This window comes from Paraburkholderia aspalathi (genome assembly GCF_905220735.1).
Classification (GTDB): Bacteria; Pseudomonadota; Gammaproteobacteria; order Burkholderiales; family Burkholderiaceae; genus Paraburkholderia; species Paraburkholderia aspalathi.
In genome coordinates this window covers 26,559-48,064 of record NZ_CAJNBA010000016.1, presented here as the reverse complement: position 1 = coordinate 48,064, position 21,506 = coordinate 26,559, and the positions used below count along the sequence as shown (strand labels likewise).

Annotated in this window: 23 protein-coding genes; 12 read left to right on the top strand and 11 right to left on the bottom strand. The window is 61.1% G+C overall.

The annotated features are described in order from the left end of the window. Positions 1 to 8 precede the first annotated feature (8 nt). Positions 9 to 227 (bottom strand): heavy-metal-associated domain-containing protein, encoded by a 219-nt coding sequence (locus KHO30_RS38020; RefSeq protein WP_093646579.1) that lies wholly within the window; start codon positions 225 to 227, stop codon positions 9 to 11. A 123-nt stretch (positions 228 to 350) separates the two neighbouring features. Here KHO30_RS38020 and cueR point away from each other — a divergent pair, with 123 nt between their 5' ends. From cueR to KHO30_RS38000, 4 genes are all read left to right on the top strand, one after another. Then, complete coding sequence (cueR, locus tag KHO30_RS38015; RefSeq protein WP_054042147.1) at positions 351 to 773, top strand: Cu(I)-responsive transcriptional regulator; 423 nt, start codon at positions 351 to 353, stop codon at positions 771 to 773. Between the two features lie 294 nt (positions 774 to 1,067). After that, on the top strand, positions 1,068 to 1,214 hold the full coding sequence (locus KHO30_RS38010) for a DUF3563 family protein (RefSeq protein ID WP_012432419.1): 147 nt from the start codon (positions 1,068 to 1,070) through the stop codon (positions 1,212 to 1,214). 228 nt (positions 1,215 to 1,442) lie between these two features. Continuing rightward, positions 1,443 to 1,796 carry a hypothetical protein gene (locus tag KHO30_RS38005; RefSeq protein WP_093646582.1) on the top strand — a complete coding sequence of 118 codons (354 nt, stop codon included), beginning with the start codon at positions 1,443 to 1,445 and terminating at the stop codon, positions 1,794 to 1,796. A gap of 280 nt (positions 1,797 to 2,076) precedes the next feature. Further along, positions 2,077 to 3,126, top strand: a complete 1,050-nt coding sequence (locus tag KHO30_RS38000; protein ID WP_211703983.1) for an ABC transporter substrate-binding protein — start codon at positions 2,077 to 2,079, stop codon at positions 3,124 to 3,126. A gap of 81 nt (positions 3,127 to 3,207) precedes the next feature. On the opposite strand, the gene KHO30_RS37995 is transcribed toward KHO30_RS38000, so the two are convergent. Next, positions 3,208 to 4,053: a 23S rRNA (adenine(2030)-N(6))-methyltransferase RlmJ gene (locus KHO30_RS37995; RefSeq protein WP_054042170.1), complete on the bottom strand. Its 846-nt coding sequence runs from the start codon at positions 4,051 to 4,053 to the stop codon at positions 3,208 to 3,210. Between the two features lie 222 nt (positions 4,054 to 4,275). After that, on the bottom strand, positions 4,276 to 5,247 hold the full coding sequence (locus tag KHO30_RS37990) for a potassium channel beta subunit family protein (protein WP_211703982.1): 972 nt from the start codon (positions 5,245 to 5,247) through the stop codon (positions 4,276 to 4,278). Between the two features lie 222 nt (positions 5,248 to 5,469). On the opposite strand from KHO30_RS37990, the gene KHO30_RS37985 reads away from it, so the two are divergent. Both KHO30_RS37985 and KHO30_RS37980 read left to right on the top strand, forming a co-directional pair. Further along, complete coding sequence (locus KHO30_RS37985; RefSeq protein ID WP_211703981.1) at positions 5,470 to 6,267, top strand: 3-hydroxybutyrate dehydrogenase; 798 nt, start codon at positions 5,470 to 5,472, stop codon at positions 6,265 to 6,267. A 10-nt stretch (positions 6,268 to 6,277) separates the two neighbouring features. After that, positions 6,278 to 7,516 carry a DUF3734 domain-containing protein gene (locus KHO30_RS37980; RefSeq protein WP_093646591.1) on the top strand — a complete coding sequence of 413 codons (1,239 nt, stop codon included), beginning with the start codon at positions 6,278 to 6,280 and terminating at the stop codon, positions 7,514 to 7,516. A gap of 182 nt (positions 7,517 to 7,698) precedes the next feature. Here the strand turns inward: KHO30_RS37980 and KHO30_RS37975 are convergent, their stop codons facing one another. Beyond that, the gene (locus KHO30_RS37975; RefSeq protein ID WP_211703980.1) at positions 7,699 to 8,898 is read right to left on the bottom strand and encodes an amino acid aminotransferase; all 1,200 of its coding nucleotides are present in this window, start codon (positions 8,896 to 8,898) and stop codon (positions 7,699 to 7,701) included. A gap of 404 nt (positions 8,899 to 9,302) precedes the next feature. On the opposite strand from KHO30_RS37975, the gene uvrB reads away from it, so the two are divergent. The 5 genes from uvrB (at position 9,303) to KHO30_RS37950 (ending at position 15,076) form a co-directional block, all read left to right on the top strand. Beyond that, a complete protein-coding gene (uvrB, locus tag KHO30_RS37970; protein ID WP_093646596.1) occupies positions 9,303 to 11,396 on the top strand; it encodes an excinuclease ABC subunit UvrB in 2,094 nt (697 codons plus the stop codon). Positions 11,397 to 11,736: 340 nt separating this feature from the next. Next, positions 11,737 to 12,285 (top strand): iron transporter, encoded by a 549-nt coding sequence (locus tag KHO30_RS37965; RefSeq protein ID WP_054042141.1) that lies wholly within the window; start codon positions 11,737 to 11,739, stop codon positions 12,283 to 12,285. Between the two features lie 121 nt (positions 12,286 to 12,406). Next, entirely contained in the window at positions 12,407 to 12,739 is a 333-nt protein-coding gene (locus KHO30_RS37960; RefSeq protein ID WP_093646599.1) for a cupredoxin domain-containing protein, read from the top strand. A gap of 88 nt (positions 12,740 to 12,827) precedes the next feature. Beyond that, positions 12,828 to 13,673, top strand: coding sequence for an FTR1 family iron permease (locus KHO30_RS37955; RefSeq protein ID WP_211703979.1), 846 nt, complete (start codon positions 12,828 to 12,830; stop codon positions 13,671 to 13,673). After that, positions 13,670 to 15,076: a 4Fe-4S binding protein gene (locus tag KHO30_RS37950; RefSeq protein ID WP_175054413.1), complete on the top strand. Its 1,407-nt coding sequence runs from the start codon at positions 13,670 to 13,672 to the stop codon at positions 15,074 to 15,076. Before KHO30_RS37955 ends, KHO30_RS37950 begins: the two co-directional genes overlap by 4 nt. Positions 15,077 to 15,377: 301 nt before the next feature. Here KHO30_RS37950 and hemP read toward each other — a convergent pair whose 3' ends face one another. The 4 genes from hemP to KHO30_RS37930 all read right to left on the bottom strand — a co-directional run bounded on the left by hemP (position 15,378) and on the right by KHO30_RS37930 (position 17,846). Continuing rightward, a complete protein-coding gene (gene hemP, locus KHO30_RS37945) occupies positions 15,378 to 15,638 on the bottom strand; it encodes a hemin uptake protein HemP (RefSeq protein WP_093646606.1) in 261 nt (86 codons plus the stop codon). Positions 15,639 to 15,767: 129 nt separating this feature from the next. Beyond that, positions 15,768 to 16,250, bottom strand: coding sequence for an SRPBCC family protein (locus KHO30_RS37940; protein ID WP_200620843.1), 483 nt, complete (start codon positions 16,248 to 16,250; stop codon positions 15,768 to 15,770). Between the two features lie 125 nt (positions 16,251 to 16,375). Beyond that, complete coding sequence (locus KHO30_RS37935; protein WP_054042165.1) at positions 16,376 to 16,774, bottom strand: OsmC family protein; 399 nt, start codon at positions 16,772 to 16,774, stop codon at positions 16,376 to 16,378. 193 nt (positions 16,775 to 16,967) lie between these two features. Continuing rightward, a complete protein-coding gene (locus tag KHO30_RS37930; RefSeq protein ID WP_200620844.1) occupies positions 16,968 to 17,846 on the bottom strand; it encodes a pirin family protein in 879 nt (292 codons plus the stop codon). A 123-nt stretch (positions 17,847 to 17,969) separates the two neighbouring features. Between KHO30_RS37930 and KHO30_RS37925 the strand changes: the two genes are divergently transcribed. Continuing rightward, entirely contained in the window at positions 17,970 to 18,959 is a 990-nt protein-coding gene (locus KHO30_RS37925; protein WP_093646614.1) for a LysR family transcriptional regulator, read from the top strand. 403 nt (positions 18,960 to 19,362) lie between these two features. Here KHO30_RS37925 and KHO30_RS37920 read toward each other — a convergent pair whose 3' ends face one another. The 3 genes from KHO30_RS37920 to KHO30_RS37910 are packed head-to-tail and all read right to left on the bottom strand — an operon-like array spanning position 19,363 to position 21,280. Next, the gene (locus KHO30_RS37920) at positions 19,363 to 19,782 is read right to left on the bottom strand and encodes an ExbD/TolR family protein (protein WP_093646616.1); all 420 of its coding nucleotides are present in this window, start codon (positions 19,780 to 19,782) and stop codon (positions 19,363 to 19,365) included. A 16-nt stretch (positions 19,783 to 19,798) separates the two neighbouring features. After that, entirely contained in the window at positions 19,799 to 20,527 is a 729-nt protein-coding gene (locus tag KHO30_RS37915) for a MotA/TolQ/ExbB proton channel family protein (protein WP_093646618.1), read from the bottom strand. Between the two features lie 27 nt (positions 20,528 to 20,554). Beyond that, positions 20,555 to 21,280, bottom strand: coding sequence for an energy transducer TonB (locus KHO30_RS37910; protein ID WP_200653545.1), 726 nt, complete (start codon positions 21,278 to 21,280; stop codon positions 20,555 to 20,557). Positions 21,281 to 21,506: the final 226 nt, after the last annotated feature.

Genomic DNA, 21,506 nt, shown 5'->3' with positions numbered 1-21,506 from the left:
TCGCTCGCTTAGCGGGCTGGGCCGCTGGTCACGCCGGTCACCGTGTAACCGGCCTCGTCGATTGCGGCTTTGAGCGTGTCGACCGGTTGTGCCGATTCGACTGCCACGCGGCCGGATGCCAGATCGACCTCGACCTGAGCGGCGCCATCGTGTTCACGGATCGCGTTCGTGACCGCAGCCACGCAATGCTGGCAGCTCATGCCTTCTACCTGGAATTCGATCGTCATCGGGATTGCCTCAAAAAAATGAATATTGCGATGCTTGAATTATGCCTGCCGATGCGCAATTGAGTGGCTGACCTTCCCACTATGGGAAGGTGTACGATCGACGCACACACTGGGGAAACAGTCATGAACATCGGTGAAGCGGCCCGCGCCTCGGGCGTCACGGCGAAGATGATTCGCTACTACGAAAGCGTGGGCCTGTTGGCGGCGAAGGCGCGTACGAGCGCTGGCTATCGCGTATACGGGCCGCAAGAGGTTCATTCGCTGCGTTTTATTCGGCAGGCGCGCCGTCTTGGTTTTCTGGTCGAAGACATCCGCCGCTTGCTGGCGCTGTGGCACGACCGGTCGCGCGCCAGCGCCGAAGTGAAGGCGATTGCGCTAGAGCACGTTGCGGAGCTCGATCGCCGTATCAACGAACTGACCGACATGCGCGACACATTGGCGCATCTGGCGGACCATTGTCACGGCGACGAGCGCCCGGATTGCCCGATTATCGAGCGGCTCGCCGATACCGATCTGGTGTCGGGGAAGGGTTGTCATCCGATCTGAAAGCGCGGAGTGCAACCTGTCGAGGACGTTATCGCAACCGAGCCTCAAAAAGCACCTAAATGGTGCAATTTAATGTGGGGCAGCATCAATCGCCGCAAGAAAATCGTCTTGAATTCAGATAAATCAACAGCTTAAGTGCACCACGGGCGTGCACCATTCCAAAACGGAATGCACGTCATGCGGGCATTTCACTAGCAAGGTTGCACCATAGGGCTATAATCCGGGTTAACCCTTTTACGGGAAATCCCTGATGCCGAACTCACCGGGGATTCAATCTGATCCTTGGAGAACATCATGTTTGCATACGTACTTGAAAAGCTGAGCACCTGGTTTGAAACTGCAGAACGCACTCGTCGTGAAGCCTATCTGGCGTCGTCGTCGGATATCGTTCAGCTCGAACAGCGCATCCGCTCGCTCGAAACCAACGGCTACTCGCTGTAAGTTTCAACTGCATCAAGTTTGACCCGGCAGCGCTCATGCGCGGCCATTGCAGTAAAGCGTTGAGCCCCGTATAGACGGGGCTTTGTCACATCTGGACCACGAAAATCCACAACAACTGGCGCTTCTTGGCGACTCATGGCTAATAACGACTAGCCTGAAGGATGCCGCCGCGGTAAGGTAAAGCGTTTTCTGCGCAATCCGGCATTCTCAAACTCAACCGGTCCGCCCATGCGTCCTGTCCGCTTGCTCAAATCCGTCCTGGCCATGACCGCCGCAGCTTCGCTGACAACGGTTTTTGCCGTATCGGCAACGTTCGCCGCGTCGAGCACTACCGCCCGCAAGCCCGTGATACTCGACTCGCAGAGCGGTATCAGCGATGGTCAGAGCGGTACCGTGCTTCAGACCGCGCCGCTCTCGCGGCAGCCGATCGTAGGGGCGCAGCCTATCGCAACGCCCACGGAGCTGGCGCCGAATTCGTCGGTACCGTTCGTTGTCGCGCCTTACATTCCGGTGCCTGTTGGCGGCGGCACGCCGTCGACACAACCGCAGCCGCAGACTCGTCCTGTACTTCGCGCGCAATAAGTCGCAAGAAGCGACTCCGCCGCGCCATCTCCTGGTAGTTCTTTCCAATCCATCCGTTGATGGTTCGAGCGGCAGGCCCTCTGCCGTGCTGCCGCATGTGCACGCGCGTCTTTATCTTCAGCTAACGCGCGAGACACTGCATACGCTATTCGGGTTTCGATGCATGGCGTGCGCGACACCGTCCGACGACAATCGTTGCGCGCTCTCTCGCCAACGATGTGGACCATGCATCGTACGTAGCGCCATCGCATCGAATGAAAACAGAACAAGGAGACATCACATGCCTATTCACTGGATGCGGCGTGCCGCCAGCACCTGCGCCACGTTGCTCGCGCTGAGCGTACCCGCGACGCTGCCCAGCGTCGCGCTGGCCAAAGACACTCCGGAAAAGCCCACGCTCACGATGGCCGTTGGCGGTTTGCCGGGCCTTTACTATTTGCCGGTACTCGCCGCCCAGCAGTTGGGCTACTTCAAGGACGAAGGGCTCGACGTCACGCTCGAAGATTTCGCGGGCGGCTCGAAGGCGTTGGAAGCGGTCGTAGGGGGCAGTGCTGACGTGGGAGCCGGCGCATTCGAGCACACGCTGTTCATGCAGGCAAAAGGGCAACACTACCGCGCGTTCGTACTGATGGGCCGCGCGCCGCAGATCGTTGTCGCGGTGCTGAAGTCGAAGGCGGATCAGATCAGGACATTGGCGGACTTCAAGGGCGCCAAAGTCGGTGTGAGCGCACCGGGTTCGTCGACGGATCTGGTGCTCACCGTGGCTTTGCGCAAGGCAGGCGTGCAGCGTAACGAGATTTCGGCGATCGGCGTGGGCAGTGGCGCCACGGTACTGGCCGCGGTGAGCGGCGGTCAGCTCGACGCGCTGTCCAATGTGGATCCGATGATGACCAAGCTGGCGCGTAGCGGCGCGATCAAAGTGCTGGTCGATACACGTACTGTGCAGGGTACGCAGGAGGTATTCGGCGGGACGATGCCGGCAGCGACGCTCTACGCATCGGAGACTTTCATCCAGAAGTATCCGAAGACGACACAGGCGCTCGCCAACGCGATCGTGCGCGCGGACCACTGGTTGCAGACCGCGAGCGACGCCGACTTGCTGAAGATGGTGCCGCCGGCCTATTTGCTCAACGATTCGGCGCTCTACGTGGAGGCCTTCCACAACGTGCGCGACGCGTATTCACCGGATGGCTTGATGCCCGCGGATGGCCCGGCGACTTCATTGCGTGCTTTGTCGTCGTTCGATAACCGCCTCGATCCGAAAAAGATCGATCTGAACGCGACCTACACCAACGATTTCGCCCGCAAGGCAGCGGCGCAACTCAAGTAAGTGGACTGATGGCGGGTGATTTACCCGGCCACGCGCGCGTCATACCTCTGGTAAGGCGCCCACGTGCGGCCCGGGGCGTGCTCAATCCCCGCGATATTCGACCTTGAACTGCGCGGCCTTGTCCTCGCCGAGCGCCTCGACCAGCCAGGGCATCTGGTCTTTCAGCGTTTTTGCCAGCGTATACGGCGGATTCAGGATGAACATGCCACTGCCGAACAACCCGAAGCCGTCGGTCGGCGGATTGCTGACGGTCAGGCTCACATGCAGCCAGTTGCGCTCCTGCAGCTTCTTCAACTGATCGGGGAAGCGCTGCGATTCAAGGCGTCTTACCTGCGGATACCAGACCGCATAGGTGCCGGTCGGAAAGCGCTTCAGGCTTTCTTCGACGCAGCGCAGTGTGCGCGTGTAGTCGCGCTTGTCTTCGTACGACGGATCGAGCAGTACCAGCGCGCGGCGCGGCGCCGGCGGCAGCAACGCGAGAATGCCGTCGAAGCCATCGCCTGCATAAAGCATCGCGCGGCGGCCTGCGTCGCGGAAGTTATGGCGCAGCACGTCGATTTCAGTGGTATGCAGCTCGAACAGGCGCATGCGGTCCTGCTCGCGCATTTGCCGCCACGCGATATACGGCGAGCCCGGGTAGAAGCGCAACTGGCCGTCTGGATTCAGCGCGCTCACTTCGTCGACGTACTCCGCGAAGACCGACGGCAGGTCGTTACGCTCCCACAGTTTGGCGATGCCGGTCTGGAACTCGCCAGTTTTCGTCGCGTAGCCTTCCTTCAGCGAATAGACGCCGGCGCCCGCGTGCGTGTCGATATACCAGTAGGCTTTGTCCTTCTGGCCGAGGTAGCGCAGTAGCTGCAACACGACGGCGTGTTTCAGAACGTCGGCGTGATTGCCTGCATGAAAGGCGTGGCGGTAGCTGAGCATGATGAGGAGACACTGAAAGAGGGCGTGCCGGTCCACGGCGGATTCGGCGATGCGAGTGCAATGCGGCAGCACAACTGAAGTGCAGCGCGGTCGCGTATTGTACGCGACGCCGCGCTGCACTCCGCAGTGCGTTGCGCGTGACACAGTCCCGATAGTGCGTGGGCCATGCTCCGCGGACCGGTCCGCGCCCCGATCGGATCTGGACCAGTCCGGCGCGGCCGATCAGTCGTAGGCGTCGCCGATGACCGCCTCGATCCGCTCTTTGATCTCCGGCGTGATCCGTTCCGCCACCTCGGCGGATTTCATGTTCTCACCGATCTGTTCGACGCGCGACGCGCCGGTGATCACGGTGCTCACATTCGGATTCTTCAGAATCCATGCAATCGCCAACTGGCCGATCGTGCAACCCAGCTCGTCGGCCACTTCGCCCAGCTTGCCGACCACGTTGTTCTTGCCGGCGTCGGTGACCTGCTTGCGTAGCCAGTCGTAGCCTTGCAGTTGCGCGCGGCTATCGGCAGGCACGCCGTTGCGGTACTTGCCGGTGAGCAGGCCGGACGCGAGCGGGCTCCAGGTGGTCAGCCCAAGGCCGATATCCTCGTAAAGCCGTTTGTATTCCTGCTCGACGCGCTTGCGGTGGAACAGGTTGTACTGCGGCTGCTCCATGACCGGTTTGTGCAGATGATGCCGTTCAGCGATCTCGTAAGCGGCGCGGATTTCGTCGGCGCTCCATTCAGAGGTGCCCCAGTACAGGGCTTTGCCGCGCGTGATCATGTCGCTCATGGCCCAGACGGTTTCTTCGACCGGCGTGTTTGGGTCAGGGCGATGACAGAACACGAGATCGACATAATCGAGTTGCAGGCGTTTGAGCGACGTGTCGATGGCGTTCAGCAAATATTTACGGTTCAGCGTGTGGTACTGATTCGGCGCTTCGTTGAGGCCCCAGAAAAATTTCGTCGAGACCACGTAGCTCACACGCGGCCATGCCAGTTCCTTGAGCGCCTGACCCATGATTTCTTCGGATTGGCCGGCGGCGTACACCTCGGCATTGTCGAAGAAGTTGACTCCCGCATCGCGCGCGGCGGCGAGCGACTCGCGCGCTGCACGATGATCCACCTGATTGCCGTAGGTGACCCATGAGCCGATGGACAATTCGCTGACTTGCAGGCCCGAACGGCCTAGACGTCGATAATTCATGCATTCCTCCTTGGTAGTGATGCCGCCGGAATCCCGCTGAAACGTCCAGTTTAAAGAGATAAAGCGCAATGTGCAGTTTACGGATGCAGTTCACACGGTTCATGCACAATAGCAGCGTTGGCCGCAGTGCAGCATTCAGCCAAACGGTCTATGCCGTTTGGCTGACTTCACGCCGCCCGCGGTCCGTGGTCTCATTGCTCATCAACTGCATGGAGGTTCTGGATGTCGTCACTGAACACGAATCTGAATGGCAAGGTTGCGGTGGTTACGGGTGCCGCGAGCGGCATCGGCAAGCAGATTGCGCTCACGCTTTCCGCCGCGGGCGCAGCGGTCGCGATCGCCGACCTGAACCAGGACGGCGCCAACGCCGTCGCTGAAGAAATCAAAAAGGGCGGCGGCAAGGCAATCGGCGTGGCAATGGACGTCACGAACGAAGACGCCGTCAACCAGGGCATAGATAAAGTCGCGGCCGAACTCGGCTCGATCGACATTCTGATTTCCAACGCCGGCATCCAGATCGTCAATCCGATCGAAAACTATTCGTTTTCCGACTGGAAGAAGATGCAGGCCATTCACGTGGACGGCGCCTTCCTCACCACCAAGGCCGCGCTCAAGCACATGTACAAAGACGATCGCGGCGGCATCGTGATCTACATGGGTTCGGTCCATTCGCACGAAGCGTCGCCGCTGAAGTCCGCCTATGTGACGGCCAAGCATGCGCTGCTGGGTCTTTCACGCGTACTGGCCAAGGAAGGTGCGAAACATAACGTGCGCTCGCATGTGGTGTGTCCGGGTTTCGTGCGTACGCCGCTGGTCGACAAGCAGATTCCCGAGCAGGCCAAGGAGCTCGGCATCAGCGAAGAAGACGTGATCAAACGCGTGATGCTGGGCGGCACGGTCGACGGCATCTTCACCACGGTGGAAGACGTCGCACAGACGGTGCTGTTCCTGTCCACGTTCCCGACTGCGGCGCTGACCGGCCAGTCCTTTATTGTGAGCCACGGCTGGTACATGCAATAAGGAGGCGCCCATGGCGCAACGCAATCTCAAGCGGGCACGCGTCGGCGCACCCGGCGGCGGGGAAGGCGAGGGCGCCGGTCCGGCGCCCGCCGCGCATCCCGGCAAGCATCTCCAATTGCCGAACTACGAAACCGTCGCGTTGATGCTGCAAGGCGGCGGCGCGCTGGGCGCCTATCAGGCAGGTGTCTTTCAGGGGCTTTACGAAGCCGGTATCGAGCCGAACTGGCTCGCCGGCATTTCGATCGGCGCGCTGAATACGGCCGTCATTGCCGGCAATCCGCCGGAGAAACGCGTCGAGCGGCTGCTGCAATTCTGGGAGACGATCTGCCAACCGGCGTTCGGACCGCCGTTGCCGGCCTTTATCGAGCACGCGCTGTTTAATTCCAGTGAAGCCGTGCGCAAGGCTTTTACGGCGACCCAGGCGATGGGCGCGATCGTGGAAGGGCAAAAGGGCTTTTTCGTGCCGCGTTTCCCGCCGCCGTTGCCTACCGTCTCAGGGCCGCCGCAACTCGCGAGCTACTACGACACCACGCCGCTGAAGGCCACGCTGGAAGCGCTCTGCGATTTCGATCGGATCAATTCCGGTGAGATGCGTGTGTCAGTGGGGGCGGTGAATTGCGGTACCGGCAATTTCGCCTACTTCGATAACAAGCATACGAAACTGAGGCCTGAGCATTTCATGGCGTCAGGTGCGTTGCCGCCGGGTTTCGCGGCGGTCGAAATCGACGGTCAGTTCTACTGGGACGGCGGCTTGATGTCGAACACGCCGCTCTACGAGGTGATTCAGACCACACCACGTCGCGATACGCTTGCGTTCCAGGTTGATCTCTGGAGCGCGGTTGGGCCGGTGCCGGACAACATCACCGATGTTCAGGGGCGCATGAAGGACATCCAGTACTCAAGCCGCACACGTCTCGTGACCGATATGCTGCAACGTTCGCAGCGTTTCCGGCATGTGCTGCGCGAGGTGCTCGATCGTGTACCGGCTGACCAGCGCGACGATCCGTGGTGCAAGCTGGCGGATGATCTGTCCTGTTCGAAACGCTACAACGTGATCCATCTCATCTATCGGCAGAAGGAATACGAAGGGCATTTCAAAGACTTCCAGTTCGGCCTTTCTACAATGCGTGAACATTGGAGCAGCGGCCTGGAAGATATCCGCCAGTCGCTCGCGCAACCGGACTGGCTCGACATGCCTGATAACGACGCAGGTTTTGTCACGCACGATATCCATCGGGATTCGCGCTGAAACGGACCTAGGTGACAGAAGGAGTGTCGGCAGCGGGGCCTATCGGCGGGTCACACTCACACGTCCGGCAACAACAGCCGGCCAATAAAAAACGGCGCCCGAAAGGGCGCCGTTTCTACATGCAGCTTAAGCAGCAACAACAAAGTAAAGCGCGTGCGACTAACGCCCGCGCCCTGAAAGCCTTACTTCAGCACATGAGCGATCGCGCTAGCCACCACGTCGAGGTTGCGCGTATTCAGCGCAGCCACGCAGATGCGGCCCGTACCGACTGCATAGATGCCGAACTCTTCACGCAGACGGTCCACTTGCGGAGCCGTCAGACCCGAGTACGAGAACATGCCGCGTTGTGCGTTCACGAAGCTGAAATCGCGATCCACGCCGCTGGCCTTCAGACGTTCGACCAGACCGTTGCGCATTGCGCGGATACGGTCACGCATTTCGCCGAGTTCGCTTTCCCACGTGGCGCGCAGTTCAGCCGATGCGAGCACCGCAGCAACCACCGAGCCGCCGTGCGTCGGCGGGTTCGAGTAGTTCGTGCGGATCACGCGCTTCAGTTGCGACAGCACACGAGCTGATTCTTCCTTGCTTGCCGTGATGATCGACAGCGCTCCGATGCGCTCGCCGTACAGCGAGAACGACTTCGAGAACGACGACGACACGAACACGTTCAGTTCCGATGCCGCGAACAGACGAACCGCTGCAGCGTCGGATTCGATGTTGTCGCCGAAACCCTGGTAAGCGATGTCGAGGAACGGCACCAGATTGCGCGCCTTGACGACTTCGACGATCTGCTTCCATTGGTCAACGGTCAGGTCGACGCCGGTCGGGTTGTGGCAGCACGCGTGCAAAACGACAACCGTGCCGGCAGCGTAGCTGTTCAGCGCGCTCAGCATGCCTTCGAAGTTCACGCCGTGCGTGTGCGCGTCGTAGTACGGATAGTTCACGACTTCGAAGCCGGCGCTTTCGAACAGCGCGCGGTGGTTTTCCCAGCTCGGATCGCTGATCGCGACCTTGGCGTTCGGGTTCACACGCTTCAGGAAATCGGCGCCGATTTTCAACGCACCCGTGCCGCCCAGTGCTTGCGCCGTCACGACGCGACCTGCGGCGATCAGCGGCGAGTCGTTGCCGAGCAGCAGCGTTTGCACGGCAGCGTCGTAGGCAGCGATGCCTTCGATCGGCAGATAACCACGCGGCAGCGCGGCTTCGACGCGAGCCTTTTCCGCGTCGCGCACGGCGCGCAGCAGCGGAATCTTGCCTTCTTCATTGAAGTACACGCCAACGCCAAGGTTGACCTTGGTGGTGCGCGCATCGGCGTTGAAGGCTTCGTTCAGGCCCAGAATCGGGTCGCGGGGAGCAAGTTCGACGGCGGAGAACAGAGACATGATGGATGGGCAGCAGTTGTGAAAAGAGGGCGGCTTCAAGCCCGGGCGGGCCGGCCAACGGTGTCTGACGGACAACAACGGACAATTCAGACGGCGGGCGGGCATCGACAGGCGAGCGCAACTTGCCATTGTAGCGAATTCACGGGCGTTTTTCGGGCGACAAAGCCTGCTGGACTGAATTATTTGCTTGAAAAACAGGCACTCCGGCGTCATGTCGTCATAGCGGATTTGCCTGGAGCGAAGCCGGCGAAGGCCGAACAGCGGCCTCGAGCCGTCGGGAAATCGCCTCCGCATCGGCCAGCTGGCCTGCATCGTCCACCCCGCAATCCCTACGCAGACCCGCTCAGCCCGGGTTCCCGCAACCCGTTAGAATAGTTCTTTGCCCAAGGCCCGGTGCCGCCCCCATGTCCGAACAACATCTGACTGAAGTCGACGAGACGCTTGATGAATCCAAATTCATCACGTTCGAAGGCTCGCCGTTCCAGCTTTACCAGCCGTATCCGCCCGCGGGCGACCAGCCGACGGCAATCGACACGCTTGTCGAAGGCATCGAGGACGGTTTGTCGTTCCAGACGCTGCTCGGCGTGACCGGCTCCGGCAAAACCTTCACGATGGCCAACACCATCGCGCGGCTCGGCCGGCCGGCGATCGTGTTCGCGCCGAACAAGACGCTCGCCGCGCAGCTTTATTCGGAGTTTCGCGAGTTCTTTCCGCGCAATGCGGTCGAGTACTTCGTCTCGTACTACGACTACTACCAGCCGGAAGCGTACGTGCCGCAGCGCGACCTGTTCATCGAGAAAGATTCGTCGATCAACGAGCACATCGAGCAGATGCGGCTGTCGGCCACCAAGAGCCTGATGGAGCGGCGCGACGTGATCATCGTCGGCACGGTGTCGGCGATTTACGGTATCGGTAACCCCTCCGAATACCACAAGATGATTCTGACGCTGCGTACCGGCGACAAGCTCGGCCAGCGCGACATCATCGCCCGCCTGATCGCGATGCAGTACAACCGCAATGAAGCCGACTTCCAGCGCGGTTCGTTCCGCGTGCGCGGCGACACGATCGATATTTTCCCGGCCGAGCACGCCGAAATGGCGGTGCGCATCGAGTTGTTCGACGACGAGGTCGAGACGCTGCAACTGTTCGATCCGCTCACCGGCCGCGTGCGGCAGAAGATTTCGCGCTTCACCGTCTATCCGTCGTCACACTATGTGACGCCTCGCGACACCGTGGTGCGCGCGGTCGAAACGATCAAGACCGAACTGCGCGACCGGCTCGAGTTCTTCTACAGCAACGGAAAGCTTGTCGAAGCGCAGCGGCTCGAGCAGCGCACCCGCTTTGATCTGGAAATGCTGCAGGAATTGGGCTTCTGCAAGGGCATCGAGAACTACTCGCGGCACTTCTCGGGCGCCGCACCCGGCGAGCCGCCGCCGACGCTGGTCGACTATCTGCCGTCTGACGCGCTGATGCTGCTCGACGAGTCGCACGTGCTGATCGGGCAGTTGAACGGCATGTACAACGGCGACCGGGCGCGTAAAGAGAATCTGGTCGACTACGGTTTTCGCTTGCCGTCGGCGCTCGATAATCGCCCGCTCAAGTTCAATGAGTTCGAGCGCAAGATGCGCCAGGTGGTGTTCGTGTCGGCCACGCCGGCTGACTACGAAAAGAAAACGGCCGGGCAGGTGGCCGAGCAGCTGGTGCGTCCTACCGGCCTCGTCGATCCGGAAATCGAGGTGCGTCCGGCGCGCACCCAGGTCGACGACGTGCTGGCCGAGATCAACGAGCGTGTCAAAGTGGGCGACCGTGTGCTGGTCACGGTGCTGACCAAGCGGATGGCCGAGCAACTGACCGAGTTCCTGGCCGACCACGGCGTCAAGGTGCGCTACCTGCACAGCGATATCGACACGGTGGAGCGGGTGGAAATCATCCGCGATCTGCGGTTGGGCACGTTCGACGTGCTGGTCGGGATCAACCTGCTGCGCGAGGGGCTGGATATCCCTGAAGTATCGCTGGTCGCGATTCTCGACGCGGACAAGGAAGGCTTCCTGCGCGCTGAGCGCTCGCTGATCCAGACCATCGGCCGGGCGGCGCGTAACGTGAACGGCAAAGCGATTCTCTATGCGGACCGGGTGACAGACTCGATGCGCCGCGCCATCGACGAAACCGAGCGGCGGCGCGCCAAGCAGATCGCCTACAACCTGGAGCACGGCATTACGCCGCGCGGCGTGGTCAAACGGATTCGCGACATTATCGACGGGGTGTACAACGTCGACGACGCCCGCGCTGAGCTGAAGGAACAGCAGACTCGGGCGAAATTCGAGGACATGTCCGAGAAGCAACTCGCCAAGGAACTCAAGCGCCTCGAAAAGCAGATGATGGAGCACGCCAAGAACCTCGAGTTCGAAAAGGCCGCACAGACCCGCGACCAACTGGCGCTGCTGCGGCAGCGCGTATTTGGCGCGAACGTCGGCGACCACGTGCCCGGCGTCGAATAAATTCTTCCTACGTATCAAGCAAGGTGCGAAGAAAGGCGCGGCAATGTGCCGCGCCTTGTCTTTCCTGCGCTTTACACCCGCCAACACCTTCGCCCGCGCTTTCCTTAACACCGCCTTAAGTCCCTGCTGCCGTAAGGCTTTGCGAGCGTCCTCGTTTGTTCTCCCTGCCGATCAATGATAAACTCGACCAATATTGAGAATGGTTCGCATTAACGTTCGTAATGCGATTGTCTGTGGTCTGTCGCCCCTGTCGGTGGATGTGGGGCCGCGGCTTAAAACGCACGCGCACCGCACTGTTCCAATGAGTTCGATTCCAGTCTGATAAAAACAAGGAGTTTCAATGCGGATTTCTTCATTTGTGCGCGGTGGCGCAGCAGCGGTGGCCGCAGTAGCGGCGCTTTCCGCAACGGCAGCGGAATACCCGATCGGGAAGCACCAGATTCAGGGCGGGATGGAAATCGGCGCGGTCTATCTGCAGCCGATCACGATGGAACCCGAAGGCATGATGCGCAAGGCGTCGGACTCGGACGTCCACCTCGAAGCCGACATCCACGCGGTCAAGAACAACCCGACCGGTTTCGCCGAAGGCGACTGGATGCCGTATCTGCAAGTTCGTTATGAATTGACCAAAGCCGGTTCGAATCAGACCCAGAAGGGCGACATGATGGCGATGGTCGCCAACGACGGTCCGCATTACGGCGACAACGTCAAGCTGCAGGGCCCCGGCAAGTACCACCTGAAGCTGGTGGTCGAAGCGCCGATGCAAACCGGCCACATGGCGTTCGGCCGTCACGTCGACAAGGAAACCGGCGTGGGCCCGTGGTTCAAGCCGATCACGCTCGAATACGACTTCACGTACGCGGGTATCGGCAAGAAGGGCGGTTACTGATCAACGCGGATCAACGCGGATCAACGCGGTTCGCCGCGCCAAACGCGGGGCGAACCGCATGAATGAATGCAGCAGACGGCGCCGGGCATAAACTCCAGCGCCGCGTTTTCCGGAAAGGCTAATGAGAATTGACCGAAAGATCGCGATCCTCGCCATGACCGTTTTGACGGTGGGGGCCGCGCACGCAGCGGATCTGCCGACCTTCAACCTGGAAATGAACGACGGCAAGCTCAATCCCGCGCGCATCGAAGTGCCCGCAGGGCAGCGCATCAAGATCGCGATACGCAACACCGGCAAGGGCGCGGCCGAATTCGAAAGCGTGCAATTGCGTAAGGAAAAAGTGTTGGCGCCGGGCGGCGATTCGTTCGTCGTCATCGCACCGCTCTCGCCGGGCGAGTACAAGTTCTTCGACGATTTCCATCAGCAGGCGCAGGGCGTAATCGTCGCGAAGTAAGAGTGGTGGCTTGGGGTGCGAGCGCATGCCTTGAACAACCGGATTGTGCGTTCGCCGAAGCAGTGGAAGGGTAGAGGGGAGAGCTTGGATGGGTCAGATTCTGTTCATCGTGTGGCGGGAAAGCGTTGAGGCCTTGCTGGTCGTCGGCATCCTGTACGCGTGGTTGAAAAATGGCGACGACGATGCGCGCCGCGGTTTGCCGTACCTGTGGGGCGGCGTCGCGGCCGGTGTGATCGCGGCGGTCGCGCTCGGCGCGGCGCTGGTTGGTTTCACCGAAGTGCTCTCCGGTGACGCGCAGGATTATTTCCAGACCGGCATGGTGCTGGTCGCGTGTGTGCTGATCGTGCAGATGGTGCTGTGGATGAAGCAGCACGGCCGGTCGCTCAAGCGCGACATGGAACAGTCGCTGCAAAAGAGCAAGCGCGATTCGAACTGGTGGGGTGTCGCATTGCTGGTCGCGTTGGCTATCGCGCGCGAAGGCAGTGAAACGGTGATCTTCCTGTACGGTCTCGGCTTTGGCCAATCGGGTCACGTGGATGGCAGCCAGATGCTCGCTGTGCTCATCGGCCTCGGTCTCGCATTCCTGACCTTCTATGTGCTGCAGTTGGGCGGCAAATACTTCTCGTGGCGGCTCTTTTTCCGCGTCACTGAAATCATGCTGCTGTTCCTCGGCGCGGGCCTGTTCCAGACCGGTGTCGACAAGCTGATCGACAAGGAAATCCTGCCGACGATCATCGACCAGATGTGGAACTCGTCAGCCATCCTCGACGATTCGAGTACCTTCGGTTCGCTGGTTGCGACGCTCACCGGCTATCGCGCCCACCCTGCGCTGATGAATCTGGTCGCCTACGCCGTGTACTGGTTGGTTGTCTATCTGCTGGTGCGTCGCGCGAATCGCAAGCCGGCGCAGCAGGCTGCAGGGCGCGCGGCATGAGCACCGTCATGACCCGTCCGGGCCGCCTTGCCGCGGCCGGGCAGTGGATGCAGCGTCACGGCGGTTTGATCCGCGGCATTCAGTGGGTTGTGGTGGCGGTGTATGCGTTCCTGATTCTCGTGCCGGCGGTGACTCCGCTGCCGGACGACACCGCGCATCTGTGGAACAACCTGACGCTTGCCGCGCAGTTCGTTTTCTGGGGCATCTGGTGGCCGTTCGTGCTGCTGTCGATGGTGATGCTCGGCCGGGTCTGGTGCGGCGTGCTGTGTCCGGAAGGCGCGCTCGCCGAATTCGCCAGCAAATATGGCCGCGGCTGGGCGATTCCGCGTTGGATGCGCTGGGGCGGCTGGCCGTTCGTCGCGTTCGGCATCACCACAATCTACGGGCAGATGGTCAGCGTCTACCAGTATCCGAAAGCGGTGCTGCTGGTACTCGGCGGCTCGACCTTCGCGGCGATGATCATCGGTCTGCTGTACGGACGCGAGAAGCGCGTCTGGTGCAAGTACCTGTGCCCCGTGAACGGGGTTTTTTCGCTACTGGCGCGTCTCGCGCCGTTTCACTACAAAGTCGATGAAGACGCGTGGCGCCGTTCGTACAAGAACGGCGAACATGGGCATCGCGTGATTCCGATCAACTGCGCACCGCTGGTGCCGCTGCGCAATATGAAGGGCGCGTCGGATTGCCATATGTGCGGCCGTTGCAGCGGACACCGCGACGCGATCGCGCTGACGTGGCGCGCGCCGTCGTCGGAAGTCGTGCAGCTCGGCGACAAACAGGCGAACCCGTGGGACACCGCGTTGATCCTGTACGGCCTGCTCGGCATCGCGATAGGCGCATTCCACTGGACGGCTTCGCGCTGGTTCGTGGACCTGAAGATGTTTTTTGCAACGTGGCTGGTCGATCACGACATCACGTGGCCGCTCGACACCAACGCGCCGTGGTTCCTGTTCACGCATTACCCCGAGCAGAACGACGTGTTCTCGTGGCTCGACGGCACGATGGTGATCGGCTATATCCTCGCCACGGCGCTGGTGTACGGCACGGTGCTGCTCGTACTGCTGATGGGTGCGTCGCGCATGCTGGGGCGCTTCAGCTTCGTGCGTCTGCATCATTTGACGCAAGGCCTGATTCCGATTGCCGGCGCAGGCGTGTTTCTCGGCTTGTCGGCGACCACCCTGTCGCTGCTGCGCGCGGAGCATCTGTCGTTGTGGTGGGCGTCGGATATGCGTATCGCGATTCTGGCGATTGCCAACCTGTGGAGCGCGTGGCTCGCCTGGCTCGTCACACGTCGCTATAGTGAGCGCTTCGTTCAGCGCGGCCTTGCGATGGTGTGGTTCGCAGCGGCGCTGGCGGTGGTCGATAGCGCATGGTGGCTGATGTTCTGGGGCTGGGCTTCGAAGTAAGTCTCAAAGAAAGCTTCAACGCGCTGCCGCGACCGGATCGGCGCCCTGTAAAACAAAAGCCGTGGAGATGACAGCATCCCACGGCTTTTTCATTTTCTGCATGTGCGACCCACGTCGTTTCGTGTGTCCGCATTGGGTGAGAACCAAAAAAGCGGCCTGGCTGGCTGCGACGACTGGCTTGGTGTCTGCACGAAGGGGTCTAGTTCTCACGTGCAAGCCGTCGTGGCTGGCTAATGCCTAACACCTCTCGAGGAGGTGGTCCCCACAATACCCGGTACGTACTGCTATTCGATGTTGCCTGTTACTTCGTCAGGATCAGCTTGCCTAAGCGCGTTGCACGCAGCTGGTAGGTCTCGCCGTTATGCAGGATGCTGACGTGGCTATGTCCTTGCAGCAGCGCGTCGCTGCGCACCACCCGATCCGACTTCTCGCTCGTACCGCTCGCGTGATCCGCTGCAGGCTTCGCGGCGGTTGCCGTTGCCGTCGATGCTTTCGGACGGCTGGTCAGCGCGGCCGCCGGGCGGCGCAGGCTGAGTGTGGAAGAGCGGTTGAGATCGGTCATTCGTTTTTGCTGTTGGTCGATTCGATGGATTAATTCTAAATGATAACTATTCCCATTTACAAGAAAGAGAAATTCATCGGATTCGACTTTCGATAGTTGAATGACGCGGGCGGAATGCCCGCGCATGCATCAATGCAATGAACCGGGTTCCTGCTTGGCCTGCACGTACTGGCGGATCAGCCGCACGGTATCGATATCGTTCTCGCGATACGCCGACTTCACGATTTCCTGCGTCTGCACGGCGTCCTGGTCGTCGGACACGGGCAGGGTGGTCGTGTATTCGAAGCGCAGGAACAACTGCAGTTCGTCAGGCTGCTCGATCGTCATGGTCAGCGAGCCGCCGACATAGTCCGCCGTCGGCAGAATGTCGTAGCGCACGCTCTGGCGATCCTCCAGCGTGACACGGTCGCGCACGGTGGCCTGGCCGTAGTGCAACTCCCGTTCGAGCGTGTCGCCTTCTCGCGAAAGGATGGTGCAGCTGTCGAGTCCGATCACGAACAGTTGCGGCTGTTCGGCGCGCAGCACGAGACCCTCCCACAACTGCTCGCGGGTCATCGAGTCGACAAACGGATTCAACGGATCGTTGATCTGGATAAGGTGTTCGAAATTCAAAACGGCGGCTTCCTATGAAAGCGTTGCATAACGTTCAGCCCGGTTGAGCCGATCACGCCATTGTCGCGCTCCGCGAGCTATCGCGCCAATGTGCCGGCAACGAGGCCCGAATGGCCCGCACGACTTCAGACGACGGCAAGACCCGAGCGGATCGTGATCGAATGCGTGAGGATCTTGTGAACCGGGCACGCATTGGCAATTTGCAAGAGCCGTTCCCGCTGCTCGTCGGATAGATCGCCTTCCAGCATGATCTTGCGGTCGATGGTCGAGCCCGCGTCGCCGGTTTCGAGCGACAGCGCCACGCGCACGTCGGCGAGCGGCCAGCCCTTGCGCTGAGCGTACATCTTCAGCGTAATCGACGTACAGGCACCGAGGCTCGACAGCAACAGCGAGACGGGCGTCGGCCCGCGATCGCCGCCGCCAAGCGACTCGGGTTCGTCGGCGAGCCATGTGTGCTTGCCGTCGTCGAAAAGGACCTGGAAATTCGTCGAACCGATGTGGGCGGTGACGGTGGACTCTGCCATGCGCGCTCCTGAACAGGGACGGAAATCGCCGCGCGCCACGAGTCGTCACGTCTGGACGGTGTGGTGCGCGGCATGAATTGCTATTGTGAACGAATTCACCGGCCTTCGTGCCTATGCGCGGCGGCGGCGCGGGCGGCATGGTGAGCGCCGTGCCACCGCAATCGTGCGCGGCGGCGCGTGCCGGCGTGGCAGATCAGTGGGTGATCGCGCCCATGCGCCCGGCCTGGTAATCGGTCACGGCCTGACGGATTTCGTCTTCCGTGTTCATCACGAACGGACCGTAGCGCACGACCGGTTCTTTCAGCGGTACGCCACCCAGCAGCAGCACTTCGAGCGGCTCGGCGCCGGCTGTCAGCGTGATCGAGTCGCCGTCGTTTCCAAACACCACCATCTTCTGCGCGTCGATTTCCTGGCGTGCTTCCCCTTCGCCGTAGAAGCCTTTGCCGGACAGGCTGTAGGCAAACACGCGATAGTCGGCCGGCACTGGTTGCTGGATCGTCGCGCCCGGTTGCAGCGAGAAATGCTGATACAGAATCGGCGTGCGCGTTTCGATCGCTGCCTTCACGCCGAGCGCTTCGCCCGCGATTACCTTGACGCGGACCTTGCCGTCCGCGGACGTTGCGACCGGAATGCTGGCCGACGGTATCTCCTGATAGCGCGGCGCGATCATCTTGTCGCGGCGCGGCAGATTCACCCACAGTTGCACGCCATGCACGCGCCCACCGTCGCGCACGAACGACGGGTCCGGCATCTCACTGTGCACGACGCCTGCGCCCGCAGTCATCCATTGCACGTCGCCGGCACGCAGCGTGCCCGAATGGCCCGCCGAGTCCTTGTGGCCGAACTGACCCTCGAGCGCGTACGTGACCGTTTCGAAGCCGCGATGCGGATGATCCGGCGCGCCTTTGGCCTCGCCTGGCGCGTAGTCGATCGGCCCCATTTCGTCGAGCAGCAGGAACGGATCGAAATCCATCAGCAAGCGGGTCGGAAACGGACGGTGGACGATAAACCCGCCGCCTTCGGTCGTGCGAACGGCGGGAAACGTGCGTTCGATCGTGCGTGTCGTGCTCATCAAAAGTCACCTTAAAAAATGGGGAATAGCGTTATTTTTGAAACATAGAGCTATTATAGGGACCGTTTTCCTAGGCGCCAGCCACCCTCACGCAATGGATTGTTCTATTACTGGAACGATGAGATGAAGATCGATTCACACAATCTGAATGACCTGATGTATTTTTCGCAGGTCGTCGAACATGGCGGTTTTTCTGCCGCCGAGCGCGTGCTGGGCATTTCCAAGTCGCGCCTGTCGCGCCGGCTCACCGAGCTGGAGGCGTCGTTAGGCGTACGTTTGTTGCAGCGTTCCACCCGCAAGCTGGCGCTCACTGAAGCCGGCCAGCTCTTCTACCAGCACTGTCAGGCGATGCTGAGCGAGGCTCAGGCGGCGGTCAATGTCGTGCAGCAACTGCGTTCGTCGCCGCGTGGCACGGTGCGCGTGAGCGTGCCGGTGACGATTTCGCAGACGATCCTGTCGCAGATCCTGCCGGAATTCATGCATCGCTATCCGGAAGTGCGGGTGGTGATGCGCGTGACGAACCGTGTGGTTGATCTGTTCGAGGATTCGATCGATATCGCGTTGCGTGTGCGCTCCGCTCCGCCTGAGAACGCCAATATCGTCGTGCGGCCGTTGTGGCGCACGCAGCAGATGCTGGTCGGCGCGCCGAGCCTGTTGCAGCAGAATGCGCCGCCGCTATTGCCTGCCGATCTGAGCCGCTTTGAAACGCTCGACGTGCCGACCGGCGACGGACGCCACGTCTTCGATCTGATCGCCCCCGACGGCACGCGCCACGCGCACGAACACGAGCCGCGCCTCGTCACCGCCGATCTGATGACGATTCGTGAAGCCGTGCTGTCCGGCGTGGGTATCGCGGCATTGCCGGAGATGATGTACGGCAGCGCGCTGCGCGCGGGGCAATTGTCGCCAGTGATGCCCGGCTGGACCCTTCCGACGCCACAGTTGTACGCGGTATTCGTGTCGCGGCAGGGAATGGTGCCGGCTGTGCGCGCGTTCGTCGATTATCTGGTCGAAATGCTCGATCCGGACGAAGGTAAGCACATTACGGGCGAGTGCCCGACGCGTGCGGCGGCGCAAGACGCAGCGCAGCCTGTTCTTGCAGTCGCGTCATAGCACTTATTAGACACGGCAACATCGCTTTTAGCATTTAAGCGCCGCCTGTCATGAGTACTTTCAATGGCCGTTTGCTTGAATGCGCGCGCTCGCGGGCCTATAGTGAAATCCCTTCGCTAAGGAGTCTCTTATGCGAAAACTCATGGCCTCTATGATAGTGGGCCTGATAGGGCTGACCGCGCTGTCCGTGTCGATCACGGCTGTCGCATGCGGTGACTCGAGCTATCAGTCATCTTCTGATGGTAAATGATCCCGCCGCCCGAAGGCGCCGAGTGCGCAAAAAAAAGGCCTTCATCTGACGATGAAGGCCTTTTACTTTTAGCCCTTGAAACAAGGGCTTTTCTGTTTTTTCGGCAGGCGCTGCGTAACAAGGGCAGCATTGCTGCGCTCAGATCACTTGCGCTTATTTGCCTTTGGGCTGCGTGACGAAACCGATCTTCGTGAGACCGCCGGCCTGCGCCGCCGACATCACCTCCGCCACTTTCTCGTACGCGACCTTGCGGTCCGCATCCAGATGCAGCTCCGGCTGCGGATTCGCTTGCGCAGCCTCTGCAATCTTCGCGCGCAGCGCTGCGTCGTCGACCTTCTTGTCGTCCCACAAGACGTTGCCGTCAGCATCGACGGAGACCGTGACTTGCGCGGGCTTGGTGTCTTCTTTCTGACTGCTCGCGTGCGGCAGATCGATTTTGACTGCGTGACGAATCACCGGAATCGTCACCATGAAGACGATCAGGAGAACCAACATCACGTCGACGAGCGGCGTCATGTTGATTTCGTTCATCAGGCCATCGTCATCGTCGCTGGCGAAAGGGCTCATTGCCATCGGAGTGCCTCGTCGATCAGTTGGCGCGCGCGAGGCGCAAACCGTCGCCGCGCTTGGATGACGACAGGCGGGCGCCCGTCACGAAGAACGCATGCAGACCGTGTGCAAAGCGGCTCAGCTTGGCGACGATCGCCTTGTTGGCGCGCGTCAGTGCGTTGTAGCCGAGCACGGCCGGAATTGCGACGAAGAGGCCAAACGCGGTCATGATCAGTGCTTCACCCACCGGGCCCGCGACCTGATCGATCGACGACTGGCCGCTCGCGCCGATCGCCAGCAGTGCGTGATAGATGCCCCACACCGTGCCGAACAGGCCGACGAACGGCGCCGTACTGCCGATCGAGGCGAGAATCGCCAGACCGCTTTGCATGCGCGCAACGCTTTCGTCCATCGTGTCCTTCAGGCAGCGCGTCACCCAATCCGACACGTCCATGCGGTCGTGCAGATGCGGCTGCGTCTGATGATGGTGATCGGCAGCTTCCTGGCCCGACAGTGCGAGTGCGAGGAACGGGTTGTCGTGCGGCGTCGACGCTCCGGCGCCGAGCTTCTTCACCCCGTCGGCGAGATCGTCCGAATGCCAGAACTGCTGCTCGGCATTCTTCGTGAGACGCTTCAGGCGCATCACATTCCAGCCTTTGATGACGATCACGCTCCACGACATAACCGACATGATCAACAGCGCGAGCGCGATACCGCGCGTCACGAAATCCCCTTGCGCCCACACGTGCGCCAGTCCGTAGTTTTGCATTGCAATTCCTTGTTTTTAAAATCTGCCTCAATCGTTCAGATTGAAGTTATAAGGCTGGGTGGCCGTGGCCCGAATGGCCTGGCCGTTCTCGAGATAGGGCTTGCACGAGCTCGCATGCGCGGCGGCGATGGCGGCGTCGTCCAGGCGGCTGAAGCCGCTGCTCTTTTTGAGCGAGATGCTTTCAACCTTTCCTGTCGGTCCGATGACGAACGTCACATAGGCCGTACCGGTTTCGCCGCGGCGCTTCGACAGCGCGGGGTAGTCCGGCGTGATCATGCTGCACTCGATATGCGAGACGTTCTTCGGCGCCGTGATGTCCATGGTCGGACGGCCTATCGCCGGCGCGGCCTGAGCGGCTGGCGCCGCCGGTGCGGCAGGCGCGGGCGTCGGTTCGGGCGCGGCGACAGGTGTCGGCGACGGAGCCGCGGCGACCGGCAGCGGCGTGGGTGTCGGCGTAGGAGTCGGTTTGGGCTGGACCTTCGGCTTGGTGTGAACCGGCGGTGTCGGCTTGGGCGGCGGCGGGGCGATCGATTGCACCGCGACGGGCGCGGCGACCGGCGCCGGCGCCAGCAGCTGCGCGGTCATCACCTTCGCTTCGATCACGGGTTGCAGCGGTTCATGACGCAGCGTCAGGATCACCGCAAGCAAAGCGATGTGAATTGCCGCGACCGCAGCAGTCGCGGTCAGCGCACGGGAATTCATTCGGGGGGACGAAGCCGACGTGGCGGCTGAAATGGTATGCGAGGCCTGCATGTTAGCGTGGCGGCGTGCCGTCGATACGGCACGTCAGACAAGACATCGTCATGTTCGAAAGATCAGCAGCGAAATGAACAAAGTAGTCACGAAACCAATCAGCAATTCCATCTCGAACTCCTTTTAACGGGTGAGCGGGTAGCTGGCTGGTACGGATACTGGCTTGCTGACGGCAGTGGGATAACGCGTGAAGCAGCGCGTGAAACCGCGCTTAGAAACTGAGCAT